Origin of the sequence: Hymenobacter rubripertinctus, assembly GCF_003583925.1 — a bacterium.
Taxonomy (GTDB): Bacteria; Bacteroidota; Bacteroidia; order Cytophagales; family Hymenobacteraceae; genus Hymenobacter; species Hymenobacter rubripertinctus.
Window position 1 is genome coordinate 13,789 of record NZ_QYCN01000032.1, and the last position, 18,449, is coordinate 32,237.

General features: G+C 66.6%; 12 protein-coding genes. 5 read left to right on the forward strand and 7 right to left on the reverse strand.

Features of this window, described 5'->3' with window-relative positions; translation table 11 throughout:
• Positions 1-6: 6 nt before the first annotated feature.
• Positions 7-924: a carbon-nitrogen hydrolase family protein gene (locus D0T11_RS17270; RefSeq protein WP_119657057.1), complete on the reverse strand. Its 918-nt coding sequence runs from the start codon at positions 922-924 to the stop codon at positions 7-9.
• A 98-nt stretch (positions 925-1,022) separates the two neighbouring features.
• Complete coding sequence (locus tag D0T11_RS17275) at positions 1,023-1,619, reverse strand: peroxiredoxin-like family protein (RefSeq protein WP_119657058.1); 597 nt, start codon at positions 1,617-1,619, stop codon at positions 1,023-1,025.
• Between the two features lie 322 nt (positions 1,620-1,941).
• Between D0T11_RS17275 and D0T11_RS17280 the strand changes: the two genes are divergently transcribed.
• Positions 1,942-2,745: a DUF1223 domain-containing protein gene (locus tag D0T11_RS17280; RefSeq protein WP_182888469.1), complete on the forward strand. Its 804-nt coding sequence runs from the start codon at positions 1,942-1,944 to the stop codon at positions 2,743-2,745.
• A gap of 500 nt (positions 2,746-3,245) precedes the next feature.
• Positions 3,246-6,503: an AsmA-like C-terminal region-containing protein gene (locus D0T11_RS17285; protein WP_119657060.1), complete on the forward strand. Its 3,258-nt coding sequence runs from the start codon at positions 3,246-3,248 to the stop codon at positions 6,501-6,503.
• 52 nt (positions 6,504-6,555) lie between these two features.
• Here the strand turns inward: D0T11_RS17285 and dgt are convergent, their stop codons facing one another.
• The 5 genes from dgt to D0T11_RS17310 form a co-directional block, all read right to left on the reverse strand.
• Positions 6,556-7,980 carry a dGTP triphosphohydrolase gene (gene dgt / locus D0T11_RS17290; protein WP_119657061.1) on the reverse strand — a complete coding sequence of 475 codons (1,425 nt, stop codon included), beginning with the start codon at positions 7,978-7,980 and terminating at the stop codon, positions 6,556-6,558.
• Positions 7,981-8,061: 81 nt separating this feature from the next.
• Positions 8,062-8,763 carry a DUF1361 domain-containing protein gene (locus D0T11_RS17295; RefSeq protein ID WP_119657062.1) on the reverse strand — a complete coding sequence of 234 codons (702 nt, stop codon included), beginning with the start codon at positions 8,761-8,763 and terminating at the stop codon, positions 8,062-8,064.
• 108 nt (positions 8,764-8,871) lie between these two features.
• Entirely contained in the window at positions 8,872-10,338 is a 1,467-nt protein-coding gene (locus tag D0T11_RS17300) for a TolC family protein (protein ID WP_119657063.1), read from the reverse strand.
• Positions 10,339-10,500: 162 nt separating this feature from the next.
• The gene (locus D0T11_RS17305) at positions 10,501-11,886 is read right to left on the reverse strand and encodes an HlyD family secretion protein (RefSeq protein WP_119657064.1); all 1,386 of its coding nucleotides are present in this window, start codon (positions 11,884-11,886) and stop codon (positions 10,501-10,503) included.
• Between the two features lie 139 nt (positions 11,887-12,025).
• Entirely contained in the window at positions 12,026-13,738 is a 1,713-nt protein-coding gene (locus D0T11_RS17310; protein ID WP_119657065.1) for a peptidase domain-containing ABC transporter, read from the reverse strand.
• Between the two features lie 333 nt (positions 13,739-14,071).
• On the opposite strand from D0T11_RS17310, the gene D0T11_RS17315 reads away from it, so the two are divergent.
• From D0T11_RS17315 to D0T11_RS17325, 3 genes are all read left to right on the forward strand, one after another.
• Entirely contained in the window at positions 14,072-15,934 is a 1,863-nt protein-coding gene (locus D0T11_RS17315) for an ABC transporter substrate-binding protein (RefSeq protein WP_182888470.1), read from the forward strand.
• Positions 15,935-16,068: 134 nt separating this feature from the next.
• Positions 16,069-17,394, forward strand: coding sequence for a glutamate-1-semialdehyde 2,1-aminomutase (gene hemL, locus D0T11_RS17320; protein ID WP_119657067.1), 1,326 nt, complete (start codon positions 16,069-16,071; stop codon positions 17,392-17,394).
• Between the two features lie 127 nt (positions 17,395-17,521).
• Positions 17,522-18,367, forward strand: a complete 846-nt coding sequence (locus D0T11_RS17325) for a hypothetical protein (protein ID WP_147374705.1) — start codon at positions 17,522-17,524, stop codon at positions 18,365-18,367.
• The last annotated feature ends 82 nt before the right edge of the window (positions 18,368-18,449 follow it).

Consider the following 18,449-nt stretch of genomic DNA (forward strand, 5'->3'; position numbering starts at 1 on the left):
CGCCGACTACGTTTCGCGGCTGCCGAACACGTCGGGGCGGGCGTAATGGCCGGCCACGTCCAGGGTCAGGCGCTCGGCCAGCAGGTCGCCCAGGTCGATTTCAGCGGTCAGGATGACCTCCTCATCATACACCGGCCCGGCCAGCACCGTGCCATCGGGGCCGATGATGACGCTGCCCCCGCGCAGCACGAACGCCTCCGGGTTCTGGGCCAGCCCGGGAATCGGTTCCAGCTCCGGCGGCAGCTCGGCGGCGCGCATAATGGCCCCGCAGGCAACCACAAAACAGCGCCCCTCGAAAGCGTAGTGGCGGCTGGCCACCAGATTCATTTCCTTGAGCTGGGGCCACACGGCCACGTGAATATCCTCGCCCGACTCGTGCAGGCGCTGCCGGGCGGGCGGCATCCAGTGTTCCCAGCAAATGAGCCCGCCAATGCGGCCGGCGGCCGTGTCGTGGGCCTCCAGACCCTGGCCGTTGCCCTGGCCCCAGATGAGGCGCTCGGTGTAGGTGGGCAGGAGCTTGCGGCGCTGCTGCACCAGCTGGCCATCGGCCCCGAACAACAGCAGCGTGTTGTAGAGCGTGCCGCGACCGGGGCCGGCCAGCACCCGCTCGTTTACGCACATGCTCAGCACCACGCCATGCGCCCGGGCGGCGGCCCCCAGCGCGGCCGTTTCGGGGCCGGGCACTACCACGCTGTTCTCCACCAGCCGCCGGTATACCTGCTTCACGGCCGGCGAATCCCAGAGGTTTACGTCGCGGCAGCAGTCGAGCCAGGCGGGGTAGCCGGGCAGCCAGGTTTCGGGAAACACGACCAGCCGGGCACCTTTGGCGGCCGCCTCGGCAATCAGTCTTTCGGCTTTGGCCAGGGAAGCGGCCAGATTAAGATACACGGGGGCCGCCTGCACGGCCGCGACAATCAGGCGCATTGGAAGGAGGAAAACGGGGTGGCTGGAACCGGCCGACGCCCCGGGCAGCGCCCGGGTGACCCGGGGCAGTAGCTGGCGGGCGGGCCGTACAAACGGGCCTACAGGGCCTGCGCCACCTGCTTCACCGACACGCGCTGGCGGTAATCGGGGTTGAAGTAGACGAATTTGATTTTGCCGTTCCGGCCGATGACGTAGGTGGCCGGTACGGGCAGCACGTCCTGGCTGGCGCCGTTGGCCGCCCGCAAGTCCAGCCCGAATCCCTGGTACTTCCGGGCCGTGGCGGCGTCCACGCTGAAGGCCGTGCGGTAGGCCTTCATGATGGCAAAATCCTGGTCGTGGAGGATGGGGAACGTGGCGCTGGTCTTGTCCACGGTTTTGCCGATGTTGTCCTGGGTTTCCGGCGACACCACCACTACCTGGGCACCTTTGGCCGTGAGCATCTGGAGCGAATCCTGGAGCTGGCTGAGTTGCTTGTTGCAGTAGGGGCACCACTGGCCGCGGTAGAAGTACAGCACTACGGGGCCTTTCCTGAGTAGCTTGCTCAGCTCCACGGATTGACCGTTGGCGTCTTTCGCCGCAAAGGCCGGGGCACTTTCGCCTACTTTCAGGGGACTGGCGCTGAGTGGGGCCGTTTGCGCCGAAACGGCCAGCGGGGCCAGCAGCAGCCCGCAGGCAGCCCGAAGAACAGAATACATAGAGGAGGGCGGTTTCACAAAAAAAGAGAGGCGTAAAAACGGCGGCCCACCGGGCGCCGAAGAGCCCCGGCAGGCAGGCGGAAAGGTAGGCCGAATTTTCTCCTGCCGGGTCTGTTATCCGCCAACCCGTTGTTTTCTGCCACCACCAGCGGGCGAACAACGCGACCGCCCCGGCCAGTGGCGGCGCGCACTAATCGGCGGTGGCCGTGGTTACATGGCGCGCCCTGGCCTGGTTTCCGGCAGTACAGTGAGCGCGGCGGTGGCCGGCTTTTTCGCGCCCCGCTGCCCACAGCACGGCCGGCTCACTTTTTCCTTATCTGCCATGCACCGTATTCTTCTGGCCCTGCTGCCGTTTCTGACCGCCGCTTCCGCAGCAGTGCCCCGCCCCGGTTCCGGCCCGCTACCCGGAACCGGGGGCGCTCCGACTGCCCCCGTAGCGGTGGTGGTGGAGCTGTTCACTTCCGAAGGGTGCTCCAGCTGCCCCGCCGCCGACGCGGCTCTGCGCGAGCTGGAAATGGCCCAGTCGGTGAGTGGCGTGGAGGTAATTGCCCTGGGCCAGCACGTGGACTACTGGAACCGGCTGGGCTGGAAGGACCCGTTCTCGTCGCCGGCCTTCACCCAGCGCCAGCGCACTTACGCCGAGGGCTTCGGCACCGGCTCCTACACGCCCCAGGCCGTGGTGAACGGCCGGTACGAGCTGGTAGGCAGCCGGCGGCAGGCGCTGGCCGAAACCATTGCAAAAGCCGCCAAAGCCCCCCGCGCCACCGTCCGCCTGACCCGCACCGCCGCCGGGGAGCTGGCCGTGCACATCACCGATTTGCCGGCCGGCACTGCCCCCACTGAAGTGGCGCTGGCCCTCACCGAAACCGGCCTGTCCTCCCAGGTTGGGCGGGGCGAAAACGCGGGGCGGTTGCTGCGCCACGCCGCCGTGGTGCGGGAGCTCCGGACGCTGGGCTCCGTGGCCCCGGATGGCACGTTCAGCGCCACGGTGCCGCTGCCGCTGGCCCCGGGCTGGAAAACCCCCAACCTGCGGGCCGTGGTGCTGGTGCAGGAGAAGGCCTCGCGCCACATCGTGGGCGTAGCCGCGCTGCCCTTGAGCCCCCCGGGCGGGGCAGGGCGCAACTAGCAAGTGGTTCAACTATAGGCTTTCCGCAACTGGCGCGCTTCAGCTCCGGCGGGGCATTACACCGGTAGCAACGCCCTGTTGCTGCCGGCCACAAGCCCCGGCGGGGCTTTGCGGTTCTCTGTTCTTCTCCCGACAGGCCGCCCTGCCGGGACTGCAACCCGCCGGGCGCGGAAGGCCTAGAACAGGAGCTGGTCATTCCGGTAGCCGCTACGCCCAACGGGGCGCACTGGTTAGGCTGAACGTGTCTCCTTACTTGGTTGAGGGGAGAATAAGGAGACAGCTATGTTGTCTCCTTATTCTCCCTCCAACCAAGTAAGGAGACACAAGTAGCAACGGCACCAGCTTGCCCTGGCGCGCGTTTAGCACGGCATAGCGCGGGGCAGGCTACACCGGTGCGAAATGGCAGATAGAGACAATACTTTGGGGACTGGTAGTGTCGGGGAGGAATTTTACGTACAGTTTTGCGTAATCTGCCTTCCTTCCCCGCTCCCACTGGCCCTATGAAACGTTCCACCATCCTTCGGATCCTGGCTGGCTGCTTGCTGGGACTGTTGCTGATGGCAGGGGGCGCACTCTGGCTGCTGGGCTCCGACTGGGGCCGCCAGCAGCTGGAGCGCCTGATCCGGGAGCGGATGGCCCGGCGCTCCGATCTGGTGCTGGGTCCGTTGCGGATCGACTTCTCGCTCTGGCACGACTTTCCCCACCTCACGGCCTCAGTTCACCACGTGCTGCTGACCGACACGGCCTACGGGCGCACCGTGCAGGTGCTGCGCGTGGGCCGCGCCGATCTGCGCCTAGAGCTGCGGCCCCTGCTGCGGGGCCAGTTCCGGGTGAAACACCTCACGTTGCAGGACGCCGAGTTCCGCCAGCTGACCGACTCGCTGGGCCACGACTGGGGCCTGCGGGGCCGGGGGCCGCGCCGGGACCATCCGCCCGGCCCGCCCGATTTCGACCTCGACTCGCTGCTGATCCGCAACCTGCGCGTTTCGGAGCGCAACGAGCTGCACAACAGCGGCTTCGCCGCCCAGGTAGATCAGGGCCGGCTGGTGGTGCGCGTGCGTGGCGGACAGGCCCGGGTACGGGGCCGGCTGCGGGGGCAATTGGAGTACCTGCGCACCAGCCGGGGCAACCTGTTCGAGCAGGAGCCAACCGAGGCGCAGGTGCGCTACCGCTACAATTTCCGGGAGCGGCAGGGCACGTTTCTGCGTACCAGCGCCACGCTCAACGGCGACACCGTGCGCATCAGCGGAACGCATCGGGGGGCCAGGCCGGGCGAACCGCGGGGCACCCACCTCAACCTCGCCTTTTGGGGCAACCAGCCGCTGCTGAAAGTGTTGCGGGTGGCCCTGCCGCCCAGTCTGCAACGCTTCATCCGGGGTGCCCGCAGCCCCAGTCACGCCCACATTCACTACACTATCCGGGGGCGGAGCGGCCCCACCACCCGCCCGCGCACGGTGTTGCGCTTCGCCCTGCGCAACGCCCAGGTGCGCTGGGCCGACTCGCTGCGGCGCATCCGGCGCTGGGATGCCCGCGGCGTGTACGACAACGGCCCGGCCCACGATCTGCGCTCTACGGTGCTGTCTTTTGAGCGGTGCCGCCTGTACTCCAGCGCCGGCCAGCTCGATGCCCGCCTGACGGTGCGCGACTTCACCCGGCCCCACCTGCGGGGCCACATCCGGGGGCGCACCGAGCTGCAAACCGTGGCCTCGGTGGTGGTGCCCGACCTGTGGCGGGCCCGGGCCGGACAGGTGGCCCTCGACCTGCGCTTCAACGGAGCCCTGCCCGATATTCCGGACCGGGCTACCCGCCTGGCTCAGCGCCCCGACACGCTGCTGCCGCCCATTGCGGCCCGGGGCACCGTACGCCTGGAGCACGCCTCCTTCGACATACCGAGCCGGCGGGCCCGGATGCTGGATCTGAACGTACGCGTGCGCCTGCTCGACAGCGTGTGGCGACTGGAAAACCTGGCGGGGCAGCTCAACGGTATGCGGGTGCGCGCCAACGCCACCACCACCAACCTGCTGGCCTACGTGAGCGGCCAGCACCCCACTACTACCATCGCGGGCACCTTTGCCGTGGATGAGCTTCAGCTGCCCGAGCTGCGCCGCCTGCTGGCCGCCCCCAGCCGCCCGGCCCGGCCCCGGATGCGCAAACGCCCCCCGCGCGATGCCGACCCGCTCCAGATAGCCGATATGATGAACCTGCTGCCGCCGGGCCTGCACCTGGATATTGATTTGGAATGTGGCCGGCTGGTGGTAGCCGCCGACACACTGCGGGCCTTAGCGGCCACCGTCCGCCACGATGGCCGCCACGTGCAGCTGCGCAACCTGCGCGCCCAGGTGTGGGGCGGGCAACTGCGCGGGCTGGCGGGCTGGACCACCGATACGCGCGACCCACAGCCGGTGCTGCTGGAGCTGGTCGCCCACTTTCCCACCCTGCGCTACCGCCAGCTGCTGGAACGCGTGACCCGGCCACCCCGCCGCGCCACGGGCAAAAAAGCCGCCGACCCTACCCTGCGCGAACTTCTGCTGTCCGCCAACGGCCGGGTGACGGCCACCATCGACCAGTTTGTGCTGCCCGGCACCAACCGCCTGACCGACGTGGAGCTGTACATTGATAAGAACGGCTCCCATTTCGACATTCCGGCCCTCACCTTCCGCACCGGCCCCGATGGCACCGGCCGCATCAGCGCCAGCGCCACCATGAGCGGCATTCACCTGACCCGCGCCCAGGCCACGGTGGCGCTGCGCTACGGCACGCTGGACGTTCAGAAGCTGCTGCAACTGCTGGCCGCCCTCAACACCGCTCCCGAAACCGCTTCCGAGGTGGGAGGGGGAGCAGTTTCGGGAGCGGGCCGTTCCCGGCCGGGGGGGCGGCCGGCCGGCCCCTCCCCTTTCCTGGATGGCACCGTGACGGGCCAGGTGCACGTGGTGGCGGCCCAGATGCGCTACGGCGTACTACGGGGCCAGGATTTTGAGCTCCGCAGTACCCTGGAAGCCGGCCAGGCCCGCGTGCAGGCGTGCTCCCTGCAAGCCTTTGGGGGGCAGTTGCGGCTGAGCGGGGTGCTGCGGACGGATTCGGGTGCCCACCACCACCCGCTGCGTGCCCAGCTCCAACTGCGCGACGTGCAGCTGCCCCAGCTTTTCGCGCTGGCTGCCCCGCTGGGTCTCGATGCCCTCGGACCCGACAACGTGCGGGGCCGCATGAATGCCGAGGCCGACGTGCAGACTGACCTCGACCATACCTTTCTGCCCCGTCTGAACCGCACGCGGGCCTTCGTGCGCACGGATTTGCAGGACCTGGAGCTGCTCAACGTAGAAGCCCTCATGCAGGCCCTGCGCCTGCTCAGCCCCCGCCGCACCAGCCACCTCTACTTCGAGCCGGTGCAGTCGCGCTTTTTGCTGGAGCACGGCCGCCTGCTGATTCCGGGCCTCAACCTGAGCAGCAACCTCACCGATATGCAGGTGACGGGCGAGTACGATTTCAACGGCCAGGCCAACCTGTACGTGGGCCTGAGCCCGCTCCAGACCCTGTTCGGCAACAACCGCAAGCGCATTGAGCGCATCCGCAACGGCGAGGCCACCGAGCGCCGCAGCCGGGGCCTGATTTACCTGCACCTGCGCCGCCAGCCAGGCAACCGACGCTACCAGGTTCGCCTGTTTCAGAAGCAGGAGCAGCGCCAGCACCAAGCCGAGCTGCTGGAACAGTACCACCGCCTGCTCCGCCAGCAGCCCCCCGATACGGTATCGTGGCAGTGAGGCCCTCCGCCTGGCCGCGCGCAAGAAAGGTTTGTGCTGCTCGTTGCCCGCCCTAGAAGCCCTTGGGCAGGTCGATGCCGCGGATGGTGCGGAAGAGGCTGAGCGCAGCCTGGTCGGTGAGGCCGCCGATGTAGTCGGTGAGCAGGATAATCTGCTCGTAGGCCGAAGCCTGGGCCTGGGGGCCAGTGGCCCGGAACTGCCCGGGCAGCAACTGGAGCAGCTTGCGGGAGCGGGGGCCGGCCTGGGGGTCGAAGGTGGCGTGCAGAAACGCGTCGAGCAGGCCGGCCAGCACCTCGAAGCCGGCGGCTTCAATTTCGAGTACCGGCCGGCTTTGGTAGAGGTGCTCCACGGTAAGGCGGTCCACCTCCCGCAACTGCTCCCGGCAGCTGAGTTGCTGCACCAGGGGCTGATCGAAGTGGCCGCGCAGCAAAGCCGGGGCCTGATCGGCGAAGCAGCGGGCGGTTTGCTGCACGAGGCGGTTGATGAGGCGCGCCCGCAGGTAGCCCAGCTCCTCGCGCCAGTCGCGCCACTCCACCGAGCCGCGGCGGCCGGGTGCGTCGCCGAGCATGTCGCGCAGCAGGGCCAGGCCCGGCTGGCACGGAATCAGGCCCAGGCGCAGGCCGTCCTCAAAATCGATGATGCGGTAGCAGATATCGTCGGCCGCTTCCACCAGAAAGGCCAGCGGGTGGCGGTGGTAGAAACCAGCGGCCTCGGCGGACCCGGCGGGCTTGGGCAGCAGGCCCAGCTCCCGGGCCACGTCCTGGAACCGGGCGGCCTCGGTCTGGAAATAGCCGTGCTTTTTCTCGCTGGTGCCCGCAGTCAGGTTGGTTTCGGCCACCACCGAGGGGCGCGGGTACTTGCTGAACGCGCCCAGGGTGGCATAGGTCAGGCCCAGGCCGGCCGAGCCGCTGCTGTGGGCCGCGTAGGTGTGGGTGAGCACCCGGAAGCCGGCCGCGTTGCCCTCAAACTGCTGTAAATCGGCCCGCTGGGCGGCGTTGAGCATGCGCACGAAGGGCTCGGCGGCGGGCGAGCGGAAGTAGGCCGAAAGGGCATCCTCGCCGGAGTGGCCGAAGGGCGGGTTGCCGATGTCGTGGGCCAGGCAGGCGGCGGCCACGATGTCGCCGAAATCGGCGTCGAGGTGGGGCAGCTCGGCGGCCAGGCCCTGCGTTTCTTCCAGCAGCAGCCGGCCCCCGAGGCGTCCCAGGGAGCGGCCCACGCAGGCCGTTTCGAGCGAGTGGGTCAGGCGGGTGTGCACGAAATCGGTTTCGGGCAGGGGCATCACCTGGGTTTTGCGCTGCAACCGCCGAAACGCTGAGCTGAACACCACCCGGTCGTAGTCGGCCACGAAGGCCCCGCGCACGGGCGGCGCATCGGTCACCACGTGCAGCTGGGGCTGCTCGGGGTAGCGGCGGCGGCTGAGCAGTTGCGCCCAGCGCATGGCGGGGGCATTTTCGTCGGGGGGCGTGAGGTGGAGCATTTTTTGGCTGTTAGCTTTTAACTGATAGCTATCCGCCGCAAGCTACGCGCCTACGTCCAAACGACAGCCACAGGCTGTCAGCTAATGGCTATCAGCCAAATTCTCCTCCCCCATGCGGCCTAGCAGGCGCACGGTGGCGTAGCCCAGCAGCAGAAACACGCCGTAGAGCAGCGTGACGCCCCAGGTGCCGGAATGGGCCGTGGGGTGCAGCAGGCGGCTTACAATGTCGTAAAACAGGGCAATCGGATTGGTCAGGATGTCCCAGCTGTTGAAGCGCAGGTAGCGGCCCAGGTAGATGCCGAAGCTACTCAGCAGCAGGGCCAGCGCCGCAAACGCCCAGCCGGCCCACCAGCCCAGGCGGCGCGTCACGAGCTGCTGCATGTCGGTGAGGGAGGCGTAGGCCAGCATCAGCCCGTTCCAGGCGCAGCTCAGCAGCAGGGCCAGATCGAACCAGTAGGGTACGCCGGCGCGGGGCTCGAGGTGAAACAGGTCGGTGAGGATGTAGGGCGCGTTGGGAAAGAACAGCAGCCAGGCGGCCCCTACCGGCAGCAGCACCCGCGCCTTCAGCCGCCCGGCGCTCAGGCCCAGCATGGTGCTCAGGCCAAACGGAATCAGGGCCAGCAACAGGTTCCAGAGCAGGAACACGAAGGTGAGTTTGTGGGTCAGGAATACCCGGAAGGTAACCAGCAGCACGCTCAGGGCCAGCGAAGCGCCCAGCACCAGCAACAGGTTCAGGCGCTGCCGCAGCTGCGGCTGGGATAACGTAGCAACGGACATGGACATAGGCCCAAGTACGGGATTTTTGCGCGCTCCTATAGTTGGGCAGCATCAGCCCGTAGCTCTCCTCCTTTCCAGGGAGGGGAGCTACGGGCTGATGCTGCCAGCGGCGGGCTACTCCTCCTCCACTACCCCACCGGCGGCCCAGCGCAGCGTAGCCTGGGTCTGGGCGTACTTGGCTTGCAGGGCGGCCAGTTTCTGGCGGGCATCCAGCAGCTTGTCTTCGCGGGAGTTAATGAGGAAGACCGAGCTTTCGCCGTTTTCGAAGCGCGTTTGTTCACCGTCGCGCAGGCGCAGGGCGTTTTGCACCACCTGCTGCTGCAAGGCCAGCTGCTCGCGCAGGGCTTGCCAGTTGTTGGCCACGGTGAGCACGCCGGTTTCAATTTCGCGGGTGTCCTGCTGCAATTCCAGCTGGGTGTCCTGCTGCTTGAGGCGGTTGAGCTGGAGCTTGGACCGCTCCTGGCGCAGCAGCAGCGGGTAAGCGAAGCTCACGCCCAGCTTGTAGTTGTTTTCCAGGTAGGCCCCGCTCAGGCTGGCCGGTTTTTCGGGGTTGAAGGGCTGGCCCGCCTGGAGCAGGTTGTAGTCGAGGGTGAGCTTGGGCAGCAGCTTGTTGCGCAGCAGGCGGTTTTCTACCGTCAGCTGGCTGAGCTTGGCCCGGCTCTTTTGCAGCTCCGGATGAATCTGCTGGGCCAGCGCGGCCAGGGCGGCCACCGAGTCGGGGGGCAGGGCGCGCCAGGCGGCGGGGCCGGGCAGCGCCTGGGGGCGGACGGTGGCGGGCAGGTTCAGGGGTTGCTGCTGCTCGTTCCAGAGGTAGTTGCTGAGCACCAGCGTGGCGTTGCCAAACTCCACCCGGGCCTGGCTGAGCTCGGCCTGCCGCTTTTGCAGCTCGCCCAACGCCTCCACCGAATCGATGGCGGCCAGGTCGCCAAAAATCACGCGCTGGCGCACGGCCCGGAAGCGCACGTCGCCCAGCACCACGTTCTGGCGGCGCAGCGCCAGCTGGCGGTAGCTCAGGCCCCAGTCCCAGTAGTCTTTGGCGGCTTGCAGCAAGAGTTTGTTGAGGGCCCCGCGCCGCTCGGCCTCGGCCAGCCCTTGCAGGGCTTGGGCCTGGCGCACGGCGGCCCGGCGCTCGTCCATGAGCAGGCCCTGGGCCAGCGGCACCGACAAGCCGATATAGCTCAGGCCGGCCGGGGCCGTAAAGTTTTCGGGATTCACGTAGGTGCCCGTGCCCCGCTCGTAGCCGGCCTTGATATCGGCCCCAAACCAGAGCGGCACCCGCAGCTGGGTATCCCAATCGTGGAAATACTCTTTTCCCTTGAAGGTTTTGCCGTAGTATTTGCTGGTGGCATTCGGGTCGAACAGGCCCCGGGCGTAGCGCACCTCCTGCAAGGCCCGCGCGGGTAGCAGCCCCGCCTGCCGGGCCACCGGATGGCGCAGGGCCACGTAGGTGAGCATGTCCGTGAGCGTGAACACCCGGCCCGAATCGGCGGCCGGCACCGGGGCAGCCAGCGGCGTTTGGGCACGGGCAGCGGGGGCGCTCAGGCAGGTCAGTAAGAGAAAAAGAAGGATTCGAAGCAGCATGAGGGGAAGGTGTTCGGCAGTAGTATCGGCGGGCAGGCAACTGTGGCCCGGACTTCAGTCCGTACCGAGGGCGGGCGTGAGGCGGGTGACTCAGCGCACGAATCAGGCTTTAATCACCGGGCTGCGGACTGAAGTCCGGGCCACAGCTACCCAACCGTATTCTTAGTAAGCCTCGTCGGCCGATTCATACGCCTTCTTACCGGCCTTGCCGCCTTTGCCTTTGGCAACCGGCGCACCTACGAAGTTGGGCGGAAAACCATTGAGCTGGCGCCAGAGCTCGTACCAGATGGGCACATTATCGAGCAAGGCCCACCCGTACACGCCCGAGCCCACGCGCAGCAGGGAAGGCCAGGGTTCCAGCTCGGGGTCGGGCGTGACGAGGATGCGGTACTGGCCCTGGGAGTCGATGTTGTCGATGACGGCCACCCGGCCGCCGAAGGTGCCGAAGCTGGTGCCGGGCCAGCCGGTGAACACCAGCGCCGGCCAGCCATCGAATTGCAGGCGCACCTTGCGGCCCACCCGCAGCAGCGGAATATCCATGGGCTGCACGTAGAGCTCGGCCGCCAGCTCGGGCGAAATGGGCATCACCGTCACCACGTCTTCGCCTTCCTTCACGATTTCGCCCAGCCCTTCCTTAAGCGCGCGCACCACGTACCCATCCTGGGGAGCCCGAATGTGGTAGTAGCCGGCCCGGATGCTGAGGTTGGCCAGCTCGTTGCGCAGCTTGGCAATCTGGCCCTCCGAATCGAACTGGTAGGCCACGGCCGAACGGCGGTCCGACTCCGACTTGGCCAGCTTGTCCTGGTATTCGGCCTGCAAGGAGCTCAGCTCCAGCCCGGCATTGGTCAGCTCCTGGCGGGAGGCTCCGAGCTTGTTTTCCACGCCCTGGCGCTTGGCGGTGCTTTCCTGGAACTTCAGGCGGCGCTGCTCCAGCTCGGTCAGGCTCTTGAGCCCCTGCTTGTAGAGCTCTTCCTGGCGCTCCAGCTGGCGGGTGGCAATGGCCATATCGTTTTCGGCCGCCCGCAGGTCGGCCTCGTCGGAGTTTACCTTCAGCCGGGTCTGGCTCACCTTATTGCGGGCTTTGTTTAAGCTCACGCTCAGGCCACTGCGCAGGGCCGCTTGCTGGTCGCCGAGGGCCACGGTTTTGCCTTTGTTCTGTTCCAGAGACGCTATTTTGGCCGCCAGCTGCTCGCGGGTACGCTCCAGCAGCTGGGGGTCGAAGTATTTTTCCTTGACTTCGGTGATGGTGAGCAGTGTATCGCCCTGGCCCACGCGCTGGCCTTCGCGCACGTGCCAGCGGGCAATGCGCCCCCCAATGGTGCTGGGCACGGTCTGGGGCCGGTCCTGGGGCCGCAGCGTGGTCAGCTGACCGCTGGAGCGGATGTTCTGGGTCCAGGGCAGGAAGCCGGCCAGCACCACGACCAGGCCCAGCGCCCCCAGCCAGCGGGCCAGCGTCCGGCCGGCCTGGGGCGTCTGCACCCGCCCGAACGAGCGGAACGGGGCCGTTTGGGGGTTGGTTTCTTCCAGAGGATGTTCGGCGAAAGGCATCTGCTTGCGGTGTTTGACGGTGGGTTGAAGGAGCGGAACGGCGCGAATTGGCGGGCGAGTGCGAAGAACGGCGGCGGGCTGAGCGCAGCGGAGCACCACCCCGTTCGTCGCACGCATTTTTCACCAGCCATTCCCTTGCTCACAGTAGTTTCGATACCGTTTCGTAGTCGCCGTCGGCTATCAGACGGCCTTCGCGCAGCAGGGCCAGGCGGGAACAGCGTTGCAGCACCGTGGGCTCGTGGCTGGCCAGCAGCACGGTCCAGGGCTGGTCGGGGGCCAGCAGGCGGGTCAGAATCCGCTGGCGCTCCGCGCGCTCCACGTTCAGCAGCGGGTTGTCGAGCAGCAGCAGGCGGGGGCGGCTGACGAGGGCGCGGGCCAGCAGCAGCTTCTGGCGGGCACTGTCGGAGAGGGGCGTGCCCACGCCCACGGGCGTGTTCAGGCCCTGGGGGCGGGCGTACAGCTCGTCGCGCAGGCCCACCAGCTCCAGGGCCCAGGCCACGTCGTCGGCACTGATGCCGGGCTGGTCGAGGGTCAGGTTTTGAAGCAGGGTGCCATCAAACAGGCTCTGGTGGGAGATGTTGTCGGCCACGTGGCGGCTCAGGGTGGTGGGGGCCAGGTCGCGCAGGGGCAGCCGGTCGTAGGCCAGCACGCCGGTATAGTCTTCGAGCAACCCGGCCAGCACGCTCAGCAGGGTGCTTTTGCCCGAGCCGTCGGGGCCGGCCAGTCCCAGGTGCTCCCCCGGGTTCAGCGTCAGCGACACGTCCTGGAAGGTGGCTTTAACGTTGCCCGGAAACTGGTAGCGCAGCTCGTGCAGCTCCACCCGCAAACCGGTGCGGGTGGTGGCCAGCGGCAGCTCCTGGATTCCCGCATGGCCCTGTAAGACCGGCAAATCGAGCACGTGGCCGATTTTGTCGAGGGAAGTAAGCGCGTCGTACACTACATCCAGCTTGAGCAGCACCTTTTCCACGGCCGAGATGGTGAGGATAATCACGATTTCGGCGGCCACGAACTGACCAATATTGATTTGCTTGGTGATGAGTAGCCAGCACCCGATGCCGAGCAGCGCGGCCGTAATCAGGGTTTTGAACGCCACGAAGCCCCAGAACTGGGTCAGCAGCACCTTGAAATGACTTTGGCGGGCCGTGAGGTAGCCGCCCACCAGGTCGTCGGTGCGGCTGAGCACCAGCTTCTGGCGCGGCGCGTGGCGGAAGGTGTACACCGTGCGGGCCACGTCTTCGAGCCAGGCCACCACCCGGTACTTGTACTTCGACTCGGCCAAACTCGTTTCCAGGCCGTGGCGGCCGGTGAAACGGATGAGCAAGGCCAACAGCCCCACCAGCAGCAACCCGAAAGCAATAAAGATGGGGTGGTAAAAGGAGAGCAGAATCAGTCCGAACAGGATTTGCAGGGCCGCCGCCGAGAACTCAATCAGCAGCGTGGACAGGCCCTTTTGCAGCGTGGGCGTATCGAGCAGGCGGTTCATGAGCTCGGGCAGGTACTGGCCGTCGAGGGCTTCGGTGCGCACCCGGGGCAGGCGCACGGCGAAATCGAAGCTCACCCGCGCGAACAGCCGCTGCTGAATGAATTCGACCAGATAGAGCTGCATCACCTGCAAGGCCCCCACCGCAAACGTGCCGAACACGATAAAGCCGATGAGCACCACCAGCGACGTGCTGACGCTGCCACTGCTCACGAACCCGATAACCGACTGCACGCCCAGCGGCAGCGTCAGACTGATGAGGCCCGTGAGGGTGGCGTAGATGTAGAGGTAGGTGATGTCGCGCCGCTCGGAGGCCAGCAGGTGCCAGAGGCGCTGGCCAGGGGTGAGCGAAGCCGGATCGGAAGAGGCCATAAGCGGAAAAAATCCAGGAAAAATCGGGGGAGCAGTGGGGGGCGGTTCCGGCCGTTGCAGGTGGCCGGAACCGTACGGAAGCCCCACGAACAGGTGCTACAAAGGTACTACGACCAGGCAGAGCCGATCTTAAGACCAGATTAAATGGAGCTTAATTTAGCGTTAAAACGCGCTTAATTCTTCATTAAAAGCTTCCCGGCCCTGGTAAGCACTGCGGCTATGGGCGTTGGGGCGGGCGCGGCTTCCCGGCCGCCGCTCCGTACCTTTGCCGGGCGGGTCGCGCTGGTTGCGACTCCGCGGTTCCTGCCGCCTTTTTCCCTGGCTCCTCGCTCTATGAGGTTATCTGCTCTTCTGCCTACTGCTTTGTTTTGCGCGGGCGTGGCCTTCGCTCCGCCCCTGCGGGCCCAGCAAAAGCCGGCCGCCCAACCCGCCGGCCCCGCCCTACGCCAACCGCCGGCCAAGCCCCCCGCTGCGGCCGCTACGTCGGCGGCCAAGCCCGGAGTCCGGCCGGCCCCGGCCAAACCGGTAGCCCAACCGGCCGGCCCGCCCCTGCCCGCCGGCCTGGGCTCGCCCGACCAGGAGCTGCGCTACAAAAACGGGAAGATTCTGGTGGAGCAGGGCCGCTTCGAGCTGGCCATGCAGGAGCTGGAGCCCCTCACCAACCCGGCCGGCAAATTCGAGCGCGCCCCCGAAGCGGCGTATCTGTACGCGGTGGCGGCCAGCCGGGCCAAAAAGTGGGCGGAAGCCGAGCAGATGCTTAACCTGCTGCGCAACCGCTACGCCAGCTGGAGTGGCCTGCCCGAAGCCCTGTTTTTGCAGGGCCAGATTTCGTTTGAGCAAAACGACTTCGAGAATGCCCTGCGCGTGCTGGGCCAATTGCCGGCCGCCACCCTGGCCCCCGAGCGGGCCAACATGGAAGCGGCCTACTTGCCCCGAGTCAGGGAGAAGGCCAGCTTCCAGAGCCTGCTGCAAAACAACCCCCAGGATGCCGCCCTGGCCCGCGCCTACGCCGACAAGCTGGTGAACGGGGGCTGGTACACGCCCGCCGACCAGGCCCAGCTCGACCAGCTCATCAGCCGGTTTCAGCTCCCGCGCGCCGCCTACACGCCCCGGCCCAATGCCGTGAAAAAGAGCAGCTACAACATCGGGGTGCTGCTGCCCTTCGAGTTCAACGACCCCAGCTGGGAAAAGCGCCGCAAAAACCAGTTCGTGACCGACCTGTACGCCGGCCTGCGCCTGGCCCAGGATTCGTTGCAGCGCGAGGGCCGGCCGGTTCAGCTTTTCGCCTACGACACCGGGGCCGACACGCTCCAGCTCAAGCAGCTGCTGGCGTTGCCCGAGCTGGCCGGCCTGGACCTTATCATCGGGCCGGTGTACAAATCGGGCTCCAAGCTGCTGGCCCGCTACGCCCAGCAAAAGCAGATTGCCGTGGTCAACCCCCTCTCCCAGGACGGCAGCCTGGTGCTCGACAACGCCTGGCACTACCTGTTTGAGCCCAGCACCGCCACCCAGGCCCGGCAGGCGGCGCAGTTTGCCTACACCCGCCTGGGCGGCCCCCGCACGGCCCTGGTGCTCTACGAAGACACCAAGGACGAGGAAGCCTTCGGCCTGGCCTACAAACAGGCCTACGAGGCCCTGGGCGGCAAAGTGCTCCAGCTGCGGCGCATCAACTCCGACGACGACGCGTCGCTGGCCGCCGGTTTCGCGGGTGTTGATCTGAAAACCATCGGCCAGCTCGTCGTTGCCTCCGACAACCCCAAGGCCGGCGTTTACACCCTCTCGGCCCTGCGCGTGCAGAGTGCCAGGCCGCCCCTGCTGACCTACGCCTCCTGGCTCGATAACAACCGTCTCGCCCTCGACCAGCTCGACTCCCGCGACGTGTACTTTGTCCACCCCAAGTACCTGGACCGCAACAGCGCGGGCGTACGGCGGGTGCGGCAGCTGTATACGCAGCAGCAGAACCTGCCGCCCTCCGTGTTTGCCTTCACCGGCTTCGAGCTGCTCTACTACTTCGGCAGCCAGCTCCACCAGTCCGGGCCGGCCTTCCAGCAGCCGCTGGCGGGCAGCGGGCCGGTTTCCGGGGCCGTATTCCAGGGCATCGGCTACCCCGAAGGTGCCCACGACAACCAGTACGTGCCCATCACCAAGCTCGAACGCCTGGAGGTGGAAGTGCTGAACCCAGTGGGCTTCCGGTAGGTTGTACGTACTGTTCTTCCGACGAAGCAGGAATCTGGGTGAAGTCATTGAACGGCGTCGTTCAGGGCAATTACCCCAGATTCTTCCTCCGTCGCAATAACGAAAACACTGTTTTTCATTCCAATCCAGTATCCATGTCCGCTCCCGCTCAATCTGCTCCCACGCTCAACCTTGCTACTTCCGATACCTTATTTACCCGCGCCCAGCGCCACATTCCGGGCGGCGTGAACTCGCCGGTGCGGGCCTTCCGGGCCGTGGGCGGCCACCCGGTGTTCATGCAGTCGGCTAAAGGGGCCTGGCTCACCGACGTAGACGGCAACCAGTACCTGGATTTTATCAACTCCTGGGGGCCGATGATTCTGGGCCACGCCCCCGCCATTGTAGTAGAAGCCGTGCGTGCCGCCGCCGAGCACTCGCTTTCGTTCGGGGCGCCCACCCGCCGCGAGGTCGAAATGGCCGAGCTTATCAAGCAGATGGTGCCCAGCATCGAGAAAGTGCGGCTGGTGAACTCGGGCACCGAGGCCACCATGTCGGCCATCCGGGTGGCACGGGGCTACACGGGGCGCGACAAAATCATCAAGTTCGAAGGCTGCTACCACGGCCACGGCGACTCCTTCCTGATTGCCGCCGGCTCGGGCGCCCTCACGCTGGGCGCCCCCGATTCGCCCGGCGTCACCCAGGGCGTAGCCCTGGATACGCTCACGGCTCCCTACAACGACCTGGCCGCCACCGAGCGGTTGATTCTGGCCAACGAAGGCCAAGTCGCGGCCCTCATTCTGGAGCCGGTGGTGGGCAACATGGGCCTGGTGGCCCCGGCCGCTGGTTACCTTCAGGGCCTGCGCGATTTATGCACCCAGCACGGCATCGTGCTTATTTTTGATGAGGTGATGACCGGCTTTCGCCTCGCCCGGGGCGGTGCCCAGGAGCTGTTCGGCGTGGTGCCCGACATGACGACGCTGGGCAAAATTATCGGGGGCGGCATGCCCGTGGGAGCCTACGGTGGCCGCCAGGATATTATGGACCAGGTGGCCCCGGCCGGCAAGGTGTACCAGGCGGGCACGCTCTCGGGCAACCCCATTGCCACCGCCGCCGGCATTGCCCAGCTCACCTACCTGCACGAGCACCCCGAACTCTACGACGAGCTGGACCGCATCACGGCCCGCCTCGCCGACGGCACCCGCCAGATTTGCGCCGACCTGGGCCTGAACTACACCGTCAACCGCGTGGGCTCTATGTTCAGCGTCTTTTTCACCAATCAGCCCGTAACCAACCTCGACGAGGCCAAAACGTCGGACACCGAGGCGTTCGGCCGCTACTTCCGGGCCATGCTCCACCGGGGCATCTACCTGGCTCCGGCTCTTTACGAAGCCCTGTTCGTGAGCACGGCCATCACCGACGACCTCGTGGACCACTACCTCACGGCCTGCCGCGAGTCGATGAAGGAAGCCCACGGGCTGTAGCGTTTTGTTTTTCGTTGTTCGGTCTTCGTTTTTTGGAGGCGGTGATTTCCTGCTGCCGAAAAACGAAGACCAAACAACGAAAAACGAGCTAAAATCAGCGACCTTTGCGGTAACCTATCGAGTTCTCATGCCCCGATTCCGCCCGCTACTGCCGCTTTTTCTGTTGCTGTGGCTCGCTCTGCCTGCCCTGTTGCCGGCCCAGCCGGCCGGCCCCACTGCCGCTAACAAGCGCCTGTTCGAGCGGACCGTGGACGAGCTGAACTACCGGACCATGGAAACGGTCTACGATAAGTCGTTCACCCGGGCCAAATTCCCGGCCAGCCTGCGCACGGCAAAAGCCCGGCGCGAATTCGACAACTTCTTCGGCCGCGACGACCTCAAGAAGCTGTTCCGCAACTACAACGGCGTTTCCGAGCGCTTCAAAGGCCAGTTTGGCAAGGGCCGCACGGATCTGATGGAGTTTGAAAAGCAGCTCAATAGCCTGCTGGTCGACCGCAACTTCGAGTTCTTCATCCGGGTGCTGCCCCGCGAGGAGCGGGTTTCGCTGGTGCGCAACCTCCAGCGCATCATCAAGCAGGGCGCGGCCCAGTTCAACGCCTCCCAGGACCCCACCCCGGAGGAAGTGGCCGCCGATGGGGCCACCGTACCGCCCGCCGACGGGGCCGCCCCCGCCGCCCTCGACGCCCCCGCCAGCGTAGCCGAAGACCCCCAGCCCCAGCCCGAAGCCGCCCTGGCCGCGCCCTACGCCGGGCCGCGCCCCCTCGACGTAGCCCCCCGCCACGACTGGATGGATTACCTCTCCCTGATGCTCGCCAGCGGCTCCTTCCTGCTGCTGCTCTACCTGGTTGCCAGCGTGCTGCCCACGTTGCGCAGCCGCCTCGATGCGGCCCTGCCCGAGGAGCCGCAGCCCCAGGCCTCCCGCCGGCGCTCCAGCGCCCTACCCGAAGACCGCTACGAGGAGGAGGACAACTAATTGAAAATTAAAAGTGAAGAATTAAAAATTGCTCGTTCCTGTACCTTTTCAGGCAGACTTGAGCTCTTTTTTCAATTCATTT